The organism is Iodobacter fluviatilis (assembly GCF_900451195.1).
Taxonomy (GTDB): Bacteria; Pseudomonadota; Gammaproteobacteria; order Burkholderiales; family Chitinibacteraceae; genus Iodobacter; species Iodobacter fluviatilis.
On sequence record NZ_UGHR01000001.1, the window covers coordinates 1,842,201 to 1,857,939 of the forward strand.

Annotated in this window: 16 protein-coding genes; 11 read left to right on the forward strand and 5 right to left on the reverse strand. The window is 51.1% G+C overall.

Annotated features, from left to right (window positions below; all coding sequences use genetic code 11):
- The first annotated feature begins 56 nt into the window (after window positions 1-56).
- Window positions 57-488, forward strand: a complete 432-nt coding sequence (locus DYD62_RS08400) for a c-type cytochrome (protein ID WP_132038614.1) — start codon at window positions 57-59, stop codon at window positions 486-488.
- Window positions 489-593: 105 nt separating this feature from the next.
- Here DYD62_RS08400 and DYD62_RS08405 read toward each other — a convergent pair whose 3' ends face one another.
- The gene (locus DYD62_RS08405) at window positions 594-1,733 is read right to left on the reverse strand and encodes a GNAT family N-acetyltransferase (protein ID WP_115226910.1); all 1,140 of its coding nucleotides are present in this window, start codon (window positions 1,731-1,733) and stop codon (window positions 594-596) included.
- Window positions 1,734-1,963: 230 nt separating this feature from the next.
- Here DYD62_RS08405 and DYD62_RS08410 point away from each other — a divergent pair, with 230 nt between their 5' ends.
- From DYD62_RS08410 to nagA, 10 genes are all read left to right on the forward strand, one after another.
- Entirely contained in the window at window positions 1,964-3,016 is a 1,053-nt protein-coding gene (locus DYD62_RS08410) for an oxidoreductase (protein ID WP_115226911.1), read from the forward strand.
- Window positions 3,009-3,473, forward strand: a complete 465-nt coding sequence (locus tag DYD62_RS08415; protein WP_115226912.1) for a CreA family protein — start codon at window positions 3,009-3,011, stop codon at window positions 3,471-3,473. The genes DYD62_RS08410 and DYD62_RS08415 overlap by 8 nt, the downstream gene beginning before the upstream one ends.
- 460 nt (window positions 3,474-3,933) lie before the next feature.
- The gene (agaR, locus tag DYD62_RS08420; protein ID WP_115226913.1) at window positions 3,934-4,716 is read left to right on the forward strand and encodes a transcriptional repressor AgaR; all 783 of its coding nucleotides are present in this window, start codon (window positions 3,934-3,936) and stop codon (window positions 4,714-4,716) included.
- 24 nt (window positions 4,717-4,740) lie between these two features.
- Window positions 4,741-6,024: a D-tagatose-bisphosphate aldolase, class II, non-catalytic subunit gene (locus DYD62_RS08425; RefSeq protein ID WP_115226914.1), complete on the forward strand. Its 1,284-nt coding sequence runs from the start codon at window positions 4,741-4,743 to the stop codon at window positions 6,022-6,024.
- Complete coding sequence (locus DYD62_RS08430; protein ID WP_115226915.1) at window positions 6,021-7,181, forward strand: SIS domain-containing protein; 1,161 nt, start codon at window positions 6,021-6,023, stop codon at window positions 7,179-7,181. The genes DYD62_RS08425 and DYD62_RS08430 overlap by 4 nt, the downstream gene beginning before the upstream one ends.
- A gap of 410 nt (window positions 7,182-7,591) precedes the next feature.
- On the forward strand, window positions 7,592-8,071 hold the full coding sequence (agaV, locus tag DYD62_RS08435) for a PTS N-acetylgalactosamine transporter subunit IIB (RefSeq protein WP_115226916.1): 480 nt from the start codon (window positions 7,592-7,594) through the stop codon (window positions 8,069-8,071).
- An 11-nt stretch (window positions 8,072-8,082) separates the two neighbouring features.
- Window positions 8,083-8,850, forward strand: a complete 768-nt coding sequence (gene agaW / locus DYD62_RS08440; RefSeq protein WP_099397194.1) for a PTS N-acetylgalactosamine transporter subunit IIC — start codon at window positions 8,083-8,085, stop codon at window positions 8,848-8,850.
- Window positions 8,840-9,733 (forward strand): PTS system mannose/fructose/sorbose family transporter subunit IID, encoded by an 894-nt coding sequence (locus tag DYD62_RS08445; RefSeq protein WP_115226917.1) that lies wholly within the window; start codon window positions 8,840-8,842, stop codon window positions 9,731-9,733. The genes agaW and DYD62_RS08445 overlap by 11 nt, the downstream gene beginning before the upstream one ends.
- A gap of 56 nt (window positions 9,734-9,789) precedes the next feature.
- The gene (agaF, locus tag DYD62_RS08450) at window positions 9,790-10,221 is read left to right on the forward strand and encodes a PTS galactosamine/N-acetylgalactosamine transporter subunit IIA (RefSeq protein ID WP_115226918.1); all 432 of its coding nucleotides are present in this window, start codon (window positions 9,790-9,792) and stop codon (window positions 10,219-10,221) included.
- On the forward strand, window positions 10,211-11,353 hold the full coding sequence (gene nagA, locus DYD62_RS08455; protein WP_115226919.1) for an N-acetylglucosamine-6-phosphate deacetylase: 1,143 nt from the start codon (window positions 10,211-10,213) through the stop codon (window positions 11,351-11,353). The genes agaF and nagA overlap by 11 nt, the downstream gene beginning before the upstream one ends.
- Window positions 11,354-11,648: 295 nt before the next feature.
- Here nagA and DYD62_RS08460 read toward each other — a convergent pair whose 3' ends face one another.
- The 4 genes from DYD62_RS08460 to dapA form a co-directional block, all read right to left on the reverse strand.
- Window positions 11,649-12,629: a serine/threonine protein kinase gene (locus DYD62_RS08460; protein ID WP_115226920.1), complete on the reverse strand. Its 981-nt coding sequence runs from the start codon at window positions 12,627-12,629 to the stop codon at window positions 11,649-11,651.
- Between the two features lie 437 nt (window positions 12,630-13,066).
- Window positions 13,067-13,282, reverse strand: a complete 216-nt coding sequence (locus DYD62_RS08465) for a Lar family restriction alleviation protein (protein ID WP_046353191.1) — start codon at window positions 13,280-13,282, stop codon at window positions 13,067-13,069.
- A gap of 72 nt (window positions 13,283-13,354) precedes the next feature.
- Window positions 13,355-14,497 (reverse strand): NlpB/DapX family lipoprotein, encoded by a 1,143-nt coding sequence (gene bamC / locus DYD62_RS08470; protein ID WP_165928605.1) that lies wholly within the window; start codon window positions 14,495-14,497, stop codon window positions 13,355-13,357.
- Between the two features lie 13 nt (window positions 14,498-14,510).
- Window positions 14,511-15,389: a 4-hydroxy-tetrahydrodipicolinate synthase gene (dapA, locus tag DYD62_RS08475; RefSeq protein ID WP_115226922.1), complete on the reverse strand. Its 879-nt coding sequence runs from the start codon at window positions 15,387-15,389 to the stop codon at window positions 14,511-14,513.
- Between the last annotated feature and the right edge of the window lie 350 nt (window positions 15,390-15,739).

Consider the following 15,739-nt stretch of genomic DNA (forward strand, 5'->3'; position numbering starts at 1 on the left):
GAGTCGGGCAAAGGGGAGTATCATGCTCCCCTTTTGCTCTTGATGATTTGGCTGCTATGCAACGATTTACACTTGTTTTACTCACATTACTGGCTTTAACCGCGTGCCAGCGCGGCGATCCTCACTCCCCGGTTTCCCTTAGAAAAGCGACTTTCAAAGAAATGCTTAAATCGCGTGAGGCGATTAATGCCATGTTGACAGGGGCGAAGCCTTATAAAGCGGATAGCGTGTTGCAAGAAGCAATTAAGCTGCAAGAAAAATCAACAAAACCATGGGCTTATTTTGCAGAATTCACGGTAAATAATCAGTCTGATGCCAAGCAAAAATCGGACTCTGCTGATTTTCATGCCGCCGCAGACAATATGCAGCAGCAGAGCAACGCTTTAAAAGCTGCGGCGCAAACCGGGCAGGAAGATCGTATCCGTGCGTCGTATAAGGCAGTCGAAGATGCTTGTATCCGTTGCCATCAACAGTTCAGGCCGGGTTAAGCAAAATACCTAGGCTTTGGCTAATGACGTTCACTTAAGGGATCGATTTTGCTTTCCCCTTAGAAAAAGGGGGGAGCTCAAGCAAAACCGCTTAAGTGAATGGTCTTATTGGCTTGGGCTTGGTTTAAACGGTTTGTGTTGTTCCAGCTCGCTCTGCCAGCTGGCCACAGCCTCTCGTTCCCTGTTTAAATGCTGATCGATGGCATCACTAAAGCCAGGGTGGGCTAGCCAGTGAGCCGACTGAGTGGCGACAGGTACAAATCCCCTAGCTAATTTATGCGCCCCCTGTGCTCCGCCCTCAAAAGCATCTAAGCCCGCTTCCAGTGCAAACTCGATTCCTTGATAAAAACACAGCTCAAAATGCAGATTGCCCACATAGCCTGCAGGCCCCCAAGCCGCACCCCAATAGCGGCCATAAAGCCGATCTGGGCCGATGATATTGAGTGCTGCTGCAATGGGTTGGCCATCTTGATAAGCCAGTACCAGCAGGCAGGATTGCGGCATGGCGTTGGCGATTTGCAGGAAAAACGCCAAGCTTAAATAGGGTGTGGAGCGGTGTTCTAGATAAGTATTGCTATAGCAGCGGTAGAAAAAAGCCCAATCGGCCTCGCTGATCTCGCTGCCGCGCTTACGAATAATACTCACCCCTGCATCGCTGACCTTACGCCGTTCCTGGCGTAATTTTTTGCGCTTATCCCGGGTGAGCGCATCGCTAAAATCAGCGTAATCCCGCCAATCACCGCGTAGCCAATGAAACTGTACGTCGTGGCGGCTAAGTAGGCCGTTATCTTGCGCTAAGCTGGCTTCGATAGCCGGAGGGAATAAAAGATGAAACGATGAATCGCCTGATTCTTGCGCAATGGCAATGGCCGCGGCCAGTAAGTGTTTTCGGGTGGTCTCTGTTTGAGCCAGTAATCTTGGCCCGGTAACCGGTGTAAAGGGAATTGCACTGATTAACTTGGGATAGTAATCCAATCCATGGCGCTGGTAAGCCTCTGCCCATGCCCAATCAAATACATACTCTCCGTAGGAGTGCGTCTTTCTATATAAGGGCATGGCTGCGGTTAATTGCTGATCTGCATCCCTGATCGCTAAATGGCAGGGCGTCCAGCCATTGTGCTCACTGACTGCACCGGTGTTTTCAAGCGCAGCAAGATAGGCGTGGCTTATAAAAGGCTGCTTGCCTGCCAGCGCATCCCAATCTGCTGCGGCAATGTCATCGATATGCGAGTGAATGCTGATCATGCGTTTCCATTTGATTTATGGCTTGCTGGGAGCAGATCATTGTTAATGATTCCTTAGGCTCTGTCTCCTAGATTTACTCTGTGGTTTGGGGTTTAGCTTTCTATCAAGGCAACTAAGCCTCTTTATTATGAGCTAAAGTGATGTGCATCTTGCTGTGCAGTAGTGAAAGATTGCATTTTTATTCTGTATTCCTAGGGTAAGCTTAGCCATCGGTTTGGAGGTAAAAAAAAATGCAAAAGAATTTAGCGGTTGGCTTGGTGGGCTTTGGTTATGCAGGGCAAACATTTCATGCCCCTTTGATTGCCGCTACGGCAGGTTTGGATTTACGTTTTGTGGCGTCAAGCCAGACCCAATTGGTGACAGATCGTTACCCGCAAGCCGCTGTACTGCCCAATCCCATGGCGCTGATCAATGACCCTCTGGTTGATCTGGTGGTGCTGGCCACGCCCAATGCCAGCCATTACCCGCTGGCCTGTGAGGCATTGGATGCAGGTAAGCATGTGGTGGTGGATAAGCCATTTACTTTAACGCTGGCGCAAGCTAAAGAGCTGGCGCTGCGGGCACAGGTATCTGGCAAAGTATTATCTATTTTTCATAACCGCCGCTGGGACGCTGATTTCTTAGGTTTAAAAGCGCTGCTGGCCAGTGGTCGCCTTGGTGAGGTGACGCAGTTTGAAAGCCAGTTTGATCGCTATCGCCCGCAAACCAGAGATCGCTGGCGCGAAAGTGCCGAGCCGGGCAGCGGGCTGTGGTTTGATTTGGGTCCGCATTTAATCGACCAGACACTGCAGTTGTTTGGCCCGCCGCAGGCGGTATTTGCCGATTTGCAAATGCGCCGTGCAGGCGCTCAGGCCGTGGATGATTTTCATGTACTGCTGCGTTACCCAACGATGCGGGTAAAGCTGTCTGCCAGCTGCTTAGTCAGCGGTGGCGCGCCGCGCTATGTATTGCATGGCAGCCTAGCAAGCTTTAGCAAGCAGGGTCTGGATGTACAAGAAACTCAGCTAAAAGCAGGGCTGTTGCCAGATGCCGCAGGCTTTGGCCTCGATCCTGTGCCGGGTTTATTGCACCATAGCGTGAATGATCAAACCCAAAGTGAAGAGATTGTCATGCCGCTTGGGCAATATGCGGCTTATTACGCAGCAGTGCGTGATGCGGCGCTGGGTGTTGGCAAAAATCCGGTCACGCCCTTTGAAGGTGTGATGATTATGCAGCTGCTGGAAGCAGCTCAACAAAGTGCCGAAACGGGTGCTTGGGTGAAAATGGAGAGCTTTAATGGGTAAATGGGCGCTGTGTTTTTTAGGTTTAATGATCAGTAGTTTTAGTCTTGCCGAAGAAGTGGGTTCGGTCACCACGGCGTTTAAGCTGATAGGGCGCAATCATCGTGTGCAGGTTGATGCCTATGATGATCCCAAGGTAGAAGGCGTAACATGCTATATGTCACGGGCTAAAACGGGGGGCGTGAAAGGCTCTTTGGGCTTGGCTGAAGATAAGGCTGAATTCTCGATTGCCTGCAGGCAAATCGGTAAATTGGTGTTTAAAAAACCGCTGCCGCAGCAAGAAGAGGTGTTTTCAGAATCTGCCTCGTTGTTTTTTAAATCGGTGCAAGTGGTGCGAATGGTGGATGTCAAACGTAATGCGCTGGTTTACCTGACGTACTCTGATAAATTAATCGATGGCAGCCCGCAAAATAGCGTAACCGCTGTGTCGGCAGGGGATGTGAAAATTCCTATGAAGTAAAATTCAGTGCTTCACGATTTTTAAGCTTTGAAAATAAATCAATTTGAACGCGGCCTGGCCGCGTTTTTTTTGATTTATTTTTGCAAAAAGCAGCATTTTAACGGGCTAAAACGAAAGCGATAAAAATGTAGTTCTTTCGATCTTCTTTCATTGTGAGGGTCTGATTTGTTGCGGCTGGTTTTTTGTATGCTGCGTAGTATTATTTCATTTCTGGTGTTTTTGTTATATTTCGCTATTTTTTCAAGGTTTAAATCCGGTTTTATATTGCCTACTTATGTATTAATACTACATATCATCATTTTTTATCACTATCGACTCTCGCTTAAGTCGAAAATTGAGTGGTTTGAAGTCGAAAATTAATGCGTTGACACCCTTTGCTTTGTAGGAATAAATTCGAGTCACTTCCTTGTTGTCTTCAGGTTTTTTTACAAGCAGTGAATGAATAAAAGCAGAGCTTGCCATGCCCAATTACCCTATAAAAAACATGCAAAAACGACATGAAAGAATTGTTGATTTATTGCGCCAGCATGAAAGTTGTAATGTCAGTGTTCTGGCTCAGGAATTAGGTGTTTCTACCGTTACTATCCGGCACGATTTAGATGAATTAGAGCAAAGTGGTTGTATTCGCCGTTCTTATGGCCGTGCCACGCTTTCACAGAATTTTTCTTTTGAATTGGAATTCAGAGAAAAAGAAAATATCCGCTCAGAATCAAAGCAATTAATTGCCCGTAGGGCTGCAGATTTAGTTGAAGACGGTGATTCAATTGTTGTGGATTCAGGCTCTACCGTGGCTTTATTGGCCCGCTATATTGGCAGCAATAAAAAAATCACCTTAATGACCAATGCGCTTAATTTAGCCAGCGAATTAGTGGCCGATCCGCGTTTTACCGTCATGATGACCGGTGGCACTTTGCGCGCAGATTCATATTCACTGTGTGGGCCAGAAGCTGAGCAGGCGGTTAAATTACATCATTTTAATAAATTATTTATTGGCGCAGATGGCATTGATCTATTAGCAGGGGTGAGCACCACCAATGCGCAAGATGCACAGCTTAATCGCGCCATGCTGGCCGCTTGCGATCAGATTATTTTATTGTCTGATTCCAGTAAATTTGGCAAACGTAGTTTTTGTGTGATTTGCAAAATGCCACAGGTCGATATTCTGGTTACAGATAGCGGAATCAGCGATGAATACCGGCAGGCATTAACGCAAATGGGCGTAACCGTGATTGTGGCGGAATAAAGTTTTTTAAAGGAGTAAGCCTTTATGTCTTATTTAATAGAAATGATAGCGCAGCATAAAGCAGGGCAGGCTAATGGTATTTATTCAATTTGCTCTGCCCATCCGTTGGTTTTAGAAGCTGCATTACAGCAGGGCCTGCAAAATGATAGTTATATTTTAATTGAGGCCACTTCTAACCAAGTTAATCAGTTTGGTGGCTATACCGGCATGAAGCCAGCTGATTTTAAAGAATATGTATTTGCAATTGCCGATAAAGTGGGATTTGCAAAGGCGCGCATTATTTTAGGCGGTGATCATTTAGGACCGAATGCTTGGCAAAAAGAGCCCGCAGCTCTGGCCATGGCTAAAGCTGCCGAAATGGTCAGTGCCTATGTATTGGCAGGCTTTCGCAAAATTCATTTGGATTGCTCGATGTCGTGCGCGGGGGACCCTGTGCCACTGAGCGATTCCACGGTGGCTAAGCGTGCCGCAGCGTTATGCCAAGTGGCTGAAGGCGCCTGGCAAACAGTAGGGGGGGAAGCGCCTGTGTATGTGATTGGTACCGAAGTGCCGGTGCCGGGCGGCGCGCAAGAATCGCTGGATGCTGTGGAAGTCACCTCGCCAGCGGCCGCAGCGCAAACGCTGGCCGTGCATCAGCAGGTATTTGCCGAAGCAGGCTGCGCGGCAGCTTGGCCCAGGGTGATTGCCATGGTGGTACAGCCGGGCGTTGAGTTTGATCATCATAAGGTGGTGCGTTATCAGCGTGATAAAGCCACCGCGCTCAGTGCATTTATTGCCAAAGAAGCGCTGGTATTTGAGGCGCACTCTACCGATTACCAAACAGAGGCCTCGCTTCGGGAGCTGGTGCAGGATCACTTTGCCATTTTAAAAGTAGGCCCGGGCTTAACATTTGCCCTGCGTGAGGCGATGTTTGCGCTGGATGCAATTGAGCGCGAAGCCATCGGTGAATTTGCCGCTTCGCATTTAAAAGACACACTCACTCAAGTGATGAAAGAAGAGCCGGATTACTGGCTGGCTTATTACGATCAGGCCGGGCATCAGCAGTATCTGGATCGCAATTACAGCTTGTCTGACCGGATTCGCTATTACTGGCCGCATCCTGAAGTGAGCGCGGCAGCAGCAAAACTCTTTGATAATTTACGCCGCCAGCCGCCGCTGCCTACCTTAATCAGCCAATACCTGCCTGAGCAGGCCAAAAAAATCAGCGCGGGTTTATTGCCTGCCGAGCCTGAAGCATGGGTGGTCGATAAGATCATGGAAGTCACTCAGCTCTACGCCCGTGCTTGCGGCATGGAGGCACAATCATGAACTACCTCAACTATGAGCAAAGCGTGCTTGCCGACCATGGTGCTGTGCACACTGCCCGTGAAATCAGCCAGCAGCCCAGGCTTTGGCGCGAGCTGATGACAGGGCTGATTCAGGACAAATTAGCGTGGAAGGCATGGATGCTGGATGTGCTGTCCACGCCTAATTTACGGATTATCCTTTGCGGCGCTGGCACATCTGCTTTTGCAGGGCGCACTTTAGAGCCATGGCTGCGGGCCTCTTTTGGTCTTGCTGCCGAGGCGATTTCGACCACCGATATTGTTAGCCAGCCACTCGCCTATCTGGACCCGTCCCGTCCTACGCTGATGGTGTCTTTTGCCCGCTCAGGCAATAGCCCGGAAAGTGTGGCGGCGGTCAATCTGGCTAATCAGCTTTTGCCTTACTGCCGTCATTTAGTGCTGACGTGTAATCCTGAAGGCGAGCTGGCGAAATACAGCCAGGGTAATTCCCATGCTTATTGTGTGCTAATGCCTGAAGGCGCAAACGATCAAAGCTTTGCCATGACCTCCAGCTTCAGCTGCATGTTTGTGGCTGCGGCCATGATGCTGACGCCGGGCATTTTATTAAGCCGTGCCAAAGAGCAAATCGAAACAGTGGCGGCCTTTTGCGAATCACAGCTGGCGGGCTGGGCATCGCAAGCCAAAGCGCTGGCAGGCATGGGCTTTAAGCGGGTGATTTACCTTGGCAGTGGCGAAATGGCGGGGTTGGCAGAAGAGGCTGCTTTAAAAATGCTGGAGCTGAGCGCCGGGAAAATCGCCACGCGTTTTGATTCCACATTAGGCGTGCGTCATGGCCCCAAATTTATGATCGACAGCCACAGCTGCGTGGTGATGTTTATGGCTGCGGCGGATTCTTATACCCGCCGCTACGACGATGATTTTCAGGCAGAAGTCATCGCCAATGGCATTGCTCAGCAGCTTGTCGCCCTAGGCCCGAAAAGCGCCGCCAACCTGCCACTGACTGAAGTCACCATTCCATGCCTAGATGAGCTGTATTTATCACTGCCTTATCTGCTGTTTGCCCAGCTCTTTGCTTTTGAATGCTCATTAGCGCTGGGTTTGGCCCCCGATAACCCCTGCCCAACTGGCGAAGTAAACCGCGTGGTGCAAGGCGTAAAAATTTATCCCTATCCGGCTTAACTCACTGATGGTATGCCGCGAAAACCTAAATCTTTAACCACAGAGAACACAGAGGACACGGAGTTTCACGGAGTAAACCAAGGCTTGAATTGAATTGTTTTTGAGTTTTTGAATGTTTTCAAGCCTAGTGGTCTCTCGCTTATCTCCACGTGGCATGGGGCTTAAATCTCCCCTTGAAGCACGCCGAAGCGAGGAATAAGCGGGGCGGGGTAGTCGTCAATTCGTGTTTGAGCGAAGCGAGTTGAATTGACGCCGCCTCGATTATCCGCAGTGAGGGGCCTTCGTGCTGGTCGGGGTCGCCTTCTTTGCTTACTTTCTTGGCGAAGCAAGAAAGTAAGTCCCCGCGGGGATGCCGCACCTAAATCAACGTGCCGAAGGCACTGAAATAATTAAAAAACAAGGAGCACGTCATGGCTGGGCCAAATATTTTACTTACCCGTATTGATAACCGGCTTGTGCATGGTCAGGTGGGAGTGACCTGGGCAGGCAGCCTTGGGGCGAATCTGGTGCTGGTGGCCAATGATGCCGCGGCGGCCGATCCGGTACAGCAAAACTTAATGGATATGGTGGTGAGCGAAGGAGTGCAAACGCGCTATTTCACACTGCAAAAAACCATAGAGGTCATTCATAAAGCGGCGGCGCATCAAAAGATCTTGCTGGTGTGTAAAACACCGCAGGACGTGCTGACGCTGGTGAAGGGTGGCGTGCCGATTCATGACGTGAATGTGGGCAATATGCATTTTGCCGAAGGAAAGCGCCAAATTCATAAAACAGTGTCGGTGGACGATGCCGATGTGCAAGCTTTTCGCGAGCTGGCTGCCCTTAAGGTGGTTTGCGAAATTCGTCGGGTGCCTGATGAATCGGGTGATCTTGTTTCTAAACTGCTGTAAGGATTGAAATCATGCTATTTGAAGCCTTATTGATTGCGCTGTTGGCGGGTGTGGCGGGGGTCGATTTATTTGACGGCCTGACGCATATGCACCGGCCCGTGGTGATTGGCCCTTTGGTGGGGCTGATTTTAGGTGATGTGCAAACCGGCTTGCTGGTGGGCGGCACTTTAGAGCTGGTTTGGATGGGCATGGTGCCGCTGGCCGGGGCGCAGCCGCCCAATGTGGTGATCGGCGGGATTATCGGCACGGCTTTTGCCATTTTGACCAAGGCCGAGCCCACGGTAGCAATTGGCGTAGCGGTGCCGTTTTCAATTGCGGTGCAGGGTTGTATTACCGTGCTCTTCACTACGTTTTCGCCGATGATGCACAAATGCGATGAGATGGTGAAGCGGGGCAACTGGCGTGGCATCGAGTGGGTCAATTACCTCGGCATGATCACGCTCTTTGTCTTTTATTTTGTGGTGGCTTTTTTGCCGATTTACTTTGGGGCAGAAGCGGCAGGGGCCGTGGTGCAAAAAGCGCCAAAATGGGTGCTGGATGGCCTGAGCGTGGCGGGTGGCATGATGCCAGCAATTGGGTTTGCGCTGCTGATGAAAATCATGCTGAAAACCAATTACATCGCTTATTTCATTATGGGTTTTGTGGCGGTGACTTATCTGAAACTGCCGATTCTGGCGGTGGCTCTGGGCGCTTTAGCCATTGCAATGGCCGATTACTTTAATCAAAACCGCGCACAGCCTCAGGCTGCCCGCAATGTGGAGGTGGAAGATGGGATTTAACGATACTGAAGCCGCAAATGCGGCCAAAGCCGAGCTGCGTATGCAGCAGGCCCTCGCTACCAGCCATGTTGAGCGCGATGACTATATCGATACCGACCCTGCCGAGCCGCTCACTAAAAAAGACATTAACCGCATGGCCTGGCGTTCTTTGGCCCTGCAAGCCTCGTTTAATTACGAGCGGATGCAGGCGGGGGGCTGGTTGTATACGATTTTACCTGCACTGCGCAAAATCCATAAAAACCCAGAAGACTTAAAGAATTCCGCGCAGATGCATATGGAATTTATTAACGTCCACCCCTTTGATGTGACTTTTCTATCCGGCCTTGTGCTGGCAATGGAGCAGAGCAAGGAAAAAATCTCCACCATACGCGCTGTCAAAGTGGCGCTGATGGGGCCTTTGGGCGGGATTGGCGATGCGATGTTCTGGCTGACTTGGCTGCCGATTTGTGCAGGGATTGGTGCTGCGCTGGCGCTGGAAGGCAGCTTGTTTGGGCCCATTGTGTTTCTACTGCTCTTTAACGCATTGCACTTTGGTCTGCGCTTTGGACTGGCGCATTATGGCTACCGGGCTGGGCTGGGGGCGATCAGTGCATTAAAAGCCAATACCAGGAAAATATCGCATGCCGCATCGATTGTGGGGATGACGGTGATTGGTGCGCTGGTGGCGTCTTATGTCAGGCTGTCTACGCAGCTGGAAATTCATGCGGGTAAGGCCAAAATTGCGCTGCAAGCCGATGTGCTCGATAAGCTGATGCCTAATCTCTTGCCGCTGGTATTCACCTTTTTGATGTTTGCCCTGATGAAAAAAGGCTATTCACCCGTGAAGCTGATTGGCGTAACGGTGTTGTTGGGTCTGGCTGGAAAATTATTTGGTTTCTTGTAATCACACGCTGCAGCGTATGGGTTTAGGCAGGCGCTGCAGCTTTAAAGGATGAGAAAATGATTGCCTTAATTTTGACAGGTCATGGCCGCATTGCCAGCGGTACTTATGAAGCGATTGTGCAGGTGTTTGGCGAGCAGGCACAGCTGATTGCGGTGGATTTCCCTGAAGGCAATAGCACTGCGGTGCTTGATGCTTCTTTAAGGCAGGCGCTGACCGCTGTGGATCAGGGAGCGGGCGTGGTGTTTGTTTGCGACCTGCTGGGGGGCTCACCGTTCAGGATAGCGGCAACTATTGCGCAGGAGCGTAGCAATATTGAAGTGGTGGCCGGGCTGAATTTGCAAATGTTTGCCGAAATGCTGTTTGAGCGCGATGAAATCAGCGATGTGGCCGAGTTTCGCCAACGGCTGGTCACAGCAGGCAAAAGTGGGGTGGTTAGCCTTGCTGAGCGCCTTGCCCGCAAACGGGCGGAGCCAGCCGATGCCTTGTAAATCACTACGCCTGCGTGCTGCACGCGTTTTGACTGAGCAGGGCTGGCTGGAGCATGCGGTGGTGGAGATAGACGCCGCAGGCCTGATCGCCGCCATCGTGCCTCAGGGCGAGTTTGATCTTGATCTGGGCCCGCTTTGGCTGATGCCTGCTTTGATTGATAGCCATGTGCATGGTGCTGCAGGTTTTGACACTATGGATGCCAGCAGCGAGGCGTTTGATCAGATCTCGATGCACTTTGCCCGCTTTGGCGTAGGGGCTTTTTTAGCCACCACGGTCACTGCGCCGCTGCCTGCGATTGAAGCTGCGCTGCGGGAGGTAAAAGCCAGCCGCGAGCGGGGCTTGCCGGGGGCCGAGCTGATCGGCAGCTATCTGGAAGGCCCGTATTTCACTGCCAAATGCTGTGGTGCACATCCGGTGCAGTGGATGCGCCCTTTAGATATCGCCGAGCTGCAGCACTGGTTGGATATTGCCGGTGATTCTTTGCATACCTTAGCGCTTGCGCCTGAATTAGCGGGCTCGGATGAGGCTATTGCCTGGCTGCGCCGTAAGGGCATCCGCGTGCTGATCGGCCATAGCGATGCCAGCTATGATCAAACGCGGCAAGCTCTGCATGCGGGCGCTCAGGGTATTGTGCATTGCTATAACGGCATGCGCGGTCTGCACCATCGCGACCCTGGCGTGGTGGGCGCGGGGCTGACCTCAGCATGTGATATCGAAATGATTGCCGACGGACACCATGTTCATCCTGCGGCTGTGCAAATTGCTTTGTCCTGTTGTGGTGAAGAGCGCTTAGTGCTGATCACCGACGCCATGCGCGCAACCGGCATGGCAGACGGCTCTTATCAGCTGGGCGAGATGTCTGTAACCATGCAAAACGGTGTCGTGCGCACCGAGGCGGGTAGTTTGGCAGGCAGTACGCTGCATCTGATTGATGCGGTGCGCCACGCTAAAGATTGGCTGGGCTTGCCACTGGAGCGGGCATGGGCTCTTGCCAGCCGTAATCCGGCCAGATCATTAGGTTTAAGTGATTTAGGCAGCATTGCAATCGGCAAAAAAGCGAGCTTTGCTGTGATTACACCCGAGTTGGAAGTTGTGGAAACTTGGGTGAAGGGGGTGAGGATAGCTTGCTAGGGGGAGGTCTTTACGCCAATTTTAATGGGCAGTTGTTTCGTTGCCGTGATGCGTATTTGTCATGTGACTTGCTCGTTTGCAAGTCATTGGATTATTCGTAGGGCAGGAGAAACCCAATCCAGACGCTTTTGTAGGTTGGGTTAGCTGGTTTATTCGCCCATTTAAGGGTGGATAAACTAGCGTAACCCAACATTTAGGCGCAAAAGAATGTTGGGTTACGCGATAAAGCCCGCTAACCCAACCTGCAAAAGATACACCGCCTGCACATAAAGCATGTGTCCGCCTTGCAATGTTTTTAAACCACCAGCGGTGGCTCATCCATCAAGGCGATTTGCTCGCGTAATTCTAAGATGCGGTCTTGCCAGTAATGCTCGGTATTAAACCAGGGAAAAGCGGCAGGAAAAGCCGGGTCGTGCCAGCGGCGGGCCAGCCAACCGGAGTAGTGGATCAGGCGCAGGGTGCGCAGCGCTTCAATTAAATGCAGCTCACCTGGGTCAAAATCGCAAAAGTCTTCGTAGCCTATCAGTACATCCACCAGCTGGCGGCTCATTTCTTGCCGCTCGCCTGACAGCAGCATCCATAAATCTTGTACGGCAGGCGCGCTACGGCTGTCGTCAAAGTCTACAAAGTGCGGGCCAGCGTCGGTCCACAGCACATTGCCAATGTGGCAATCGCCATGTACACGGATATTGGTGACGTCACCCGCTCTGTCAAAGCAGCGGCGCACGCCATCGAGCGCAAGGGCAACCGCGCTTTCCCATGCGGGTTTAAGCGAGGCGGGGATAAAGTCGTGGCTAAGCAGAAAATCACGCGGGCCGGTGCCAAAGGTTTCGATATTGAGCGCAGGGCGATCAACAAAGGGGGCGAGCGCGCCCACGGCATGAATCCGGCCAATAAAGCGCCCCATCCATTCTAAAGTTGACGCCGATTCCAGCTCTGGCGCGCGGCCACCGTGTTTATTAAAAATCGCAAATTGAAAGCCTTCAAAAGTATGCAGGCTGCTGCCCTGGTGAATAATCGGCGGCACAACCGGTAGCTCGCGCTCGAATAGCTCTAGGGTAAAAGCGTGCTCTTCTAAAATCGCTTCACGGCTCCAGCGCTCTGGGCGATAAAACTTAGCCACCAGCGGCGGGCCGTCGTCTTGCCCTACTTGATAGACACGGTTTTCATAGCTATTAAGCGCAAGCAGCCTGCCGTCGCAAGGCAGACCAAGGCTGTCGATGGCGTTCATCACGCAATCGGGCGTGAGATGGGCAAATGGAGGGATAGTATTCATGGGGAGATTGTACGGCTAAAGCTGGGGGCGGGGGCGATTTGGCGATTTGATGATGGGTGTTGTTTATTAGTGCTGCAAGATATTTATTATGTTTTGCAAGCGTCACGTTGTCGTAGGGGTGAACTCCTATGTGAGTTAAGTAAAATCAAAAAGATAGTGCCTTCGGCACGTTGATTTAGGTGCGGTTAGCCACCGCGGGGCCTTCCTTTCTTGCTTCGCCAATAAAGGAAGCGAAGCGACAAACTCAAAACCACGAAGGCCCCTGCTGCGGTCCAATCGAGTCGGCGGCTGCGGGACTCGCTTCGCTCAAACAGAATCAAAGAAACCCCGCCCCGCTTGTTCCTCGCTCCGGCGTGTTTCAAGGGGACTTTGAAGCCCTACGCAGAGAGCGTGGTTATTGTGTTTTTCCACTGTTTGCAAATAAAAAAACTATTTGCTTATTTCAGCTTATTCCACAAAGCAATGGCTTCTTTTTTGGTTGTGCCTTGCTGGGAGATGGCGCTGCAATTGCCGTTTTTGCCGAATTTAGAGCATTGCACCCAGCAGCGGTTTGATCCGGCTTTGGTAACTTCGGGCTTGGAGCCGCACTTAGGGCAAGCTTGAGGATCGCCCTCGGCTGTGGTGATTTTTGGAACGGGTCTTGAATTAAGCATGGCGGGTGTTGCCTTAAGGTAAAGAAAAATGCCCGCAAGCAGCGGGCATGGGTTGAGCGGTGCGGCGGGGGCTTACTTCAATTCATTCAGGAGTGCAGAAAGAATTTTGCCGTTATCATCGCTCTTGTTTTTAGAAGTCACAGTCAGCTTAGTTTGCTTCAGGCCTTCTGTTAAGTGGATTTCATACTCGCTGGCTTGTTTTTGCTCCGGCGTTGCGTCTTTCTTCCAGAAGGCCAGTTTGCTGAAGATGCTGCTATTGTCTTCACCCGCGATATCGGTATCAGCACGGCGGATCATATAAACGCCCTTGCTGCGGTCGCGGTCGTAAACCACATAGCCGGAGCGATCCAGCGCCAGGCCAACACGCCGCCATGCGCGGTCAAAGTTATCCGCAATCGACAAGGCCTTGCCGTTTTCAATCAGGCTGGCCGCTGCAGGTGCCTGATAAGGCTTGGCAACAACGGCTTTTGCTGTTTCCTGATCAAGGCCAAAGCGCTGCAGCAAGAGGGACAGCATTTCAACTTCCATCTCAGGATCAGGCTTTTTAGGTGTCCAGATGGTTTTGGTGTTGTCGCTGTTTTTGCTGAGTGTGGCAGCGGAGTCGCTGCTGCCATCTTTGCTGTACACCTCCATCATCCCGCGATGAGAGATGTAGATTTCGCTGGTGCCAGGCTCACTGCCGCGCTCTACGCGGGTGCGGTAGCGATCCAGCTCGCCCGTCGACAAAATACGATCGGATATTTTGGAAAGCATCCGTGATACCAAGTCTTTAGGCAGCTTGGCGCGGTTTTCCAGCCAGTCTGTTTCCATAATGCCGATGGCCGGGTTATCCAGTGTCAGCAAAAAGCCGTTATCAAGCCAAAATTCGTGGATTTCTGGCCAAAGTTTTTCAGGGTCACCCTTCACGACTAACCAGCGCTGATTGCCCGCTTGAACGATTCTGGCGCGGCTGCCTGCTTCTAAAACAGCCTGTGATGGATTAGCCACTGCAGGCGCCACACTGCTTAAAACGGTGTTTTGCTGCACAGTAAAGTGGTTGTTGCTTGCTGGTGCGGTTAATTCTGGCGGCAGTTCAAGATTGTTTTTACCAATATTGTCACTCCCGCTGCGGTAATCTACTTTCTTTTGCAGCAAAAGCTGATCCGTAGTGCAGCCTGCCATGGCAATGCACAGGCTCATGACGAGGAGTTGTGAGGATTTTTTCATCTGGAGCATTATTGGCATCTTCTCAGTGGGTCAGTCCGGCTGCGGCCATGGCATGAGCCACGATGGCTTGCGCGCCTTGTGAAAGGGGGGTAAGGGGCAGACGAATGCCAGCTTTAATCAAACCAAGCTGCTCTACAGCCCACTTCACAGGAATAGGATTTGCTTCAATAAATAAATGTTTGTGCAAGTCTTGCAGCGGATCGTTTAATTCACGGGCACCTGCTGCATCGCCAGCAATGGCTTTTTTGCACATTACATGCATTTGTCTTGGGGCGATATTGCCTGTTACGGTAATGACACCGTGCCCGCCAATCAGCATAAACGCCATGGCTGAAGCATCATCCCCGGTATAAAGCGCAAAGTCTTTGGGCGCGCGCTTAACCAGATCTGCAGCTCTTTCCAAATTACCTGTGGCGTCTTTAATGCCGACGATAAAGGGTAATTCGGCTAGGCGTAAGGCGGTATCGTTGGATAAATCAGCAACGGTACGGCCCGGCACATTATATAAAATGGTCGGCAGCTCGCTTTGCTCGGTAATGGCTTTGAAGTGCTGATACATCCCTTCCTGAGTAGGGCGGTTGTAGTAGGGCACAACGGAAAGACCATAATCTGCACCTGCGGCTTTTGCCCGCAGTGAAAGATTGATGGCTTCACGGGTAGAGTTGGCGCCTGTACCTGCAATGACCGGCACGCGGCCTGCGGCCTGCTCAACAACCACACGAACAATTTCAATATGCTCGTCTACATCAACCGTCGGCGACTCTCCCGTGGTCCCTACGGCAACAATGCCGTCGGTACCTTGTTCGATATGCCAGTCGACGAGTTTTCTAAGGCTCGCGAAATCGAGGCTTCCGTCCTCGAACATGGGGGTGACAATCGCCACCAGACTACCTGTCAACATGAGCCTGTAATCCAGTCATTAACACAAAGTCCTATTCTAACTGAACGATGAAGCAGCAGGAAACCTGTCATGGCTTGCTTTTCCAGTGCTTCGTGCTGCGATTTTTTGATTCTTTGCAGGGCAGTGTGCCTCTGCTTCCTTAATATTCAAGGCTTAGCTGTTGTTTTAATTTTTTTTTGTGCTATCAAATCGCCGATTTTTTCACACAAAATGCCAGTCATTCTGCTTTATTTTTTATGCGAACTAGGTCTTGTAAGGTAAAAATCTTACGAAAAAACATGAGAATGAGGGGCTGAAGCACATAGGGGGCGATTTAAAATTACTTATCTATACTGTTGTTAATCATCCTG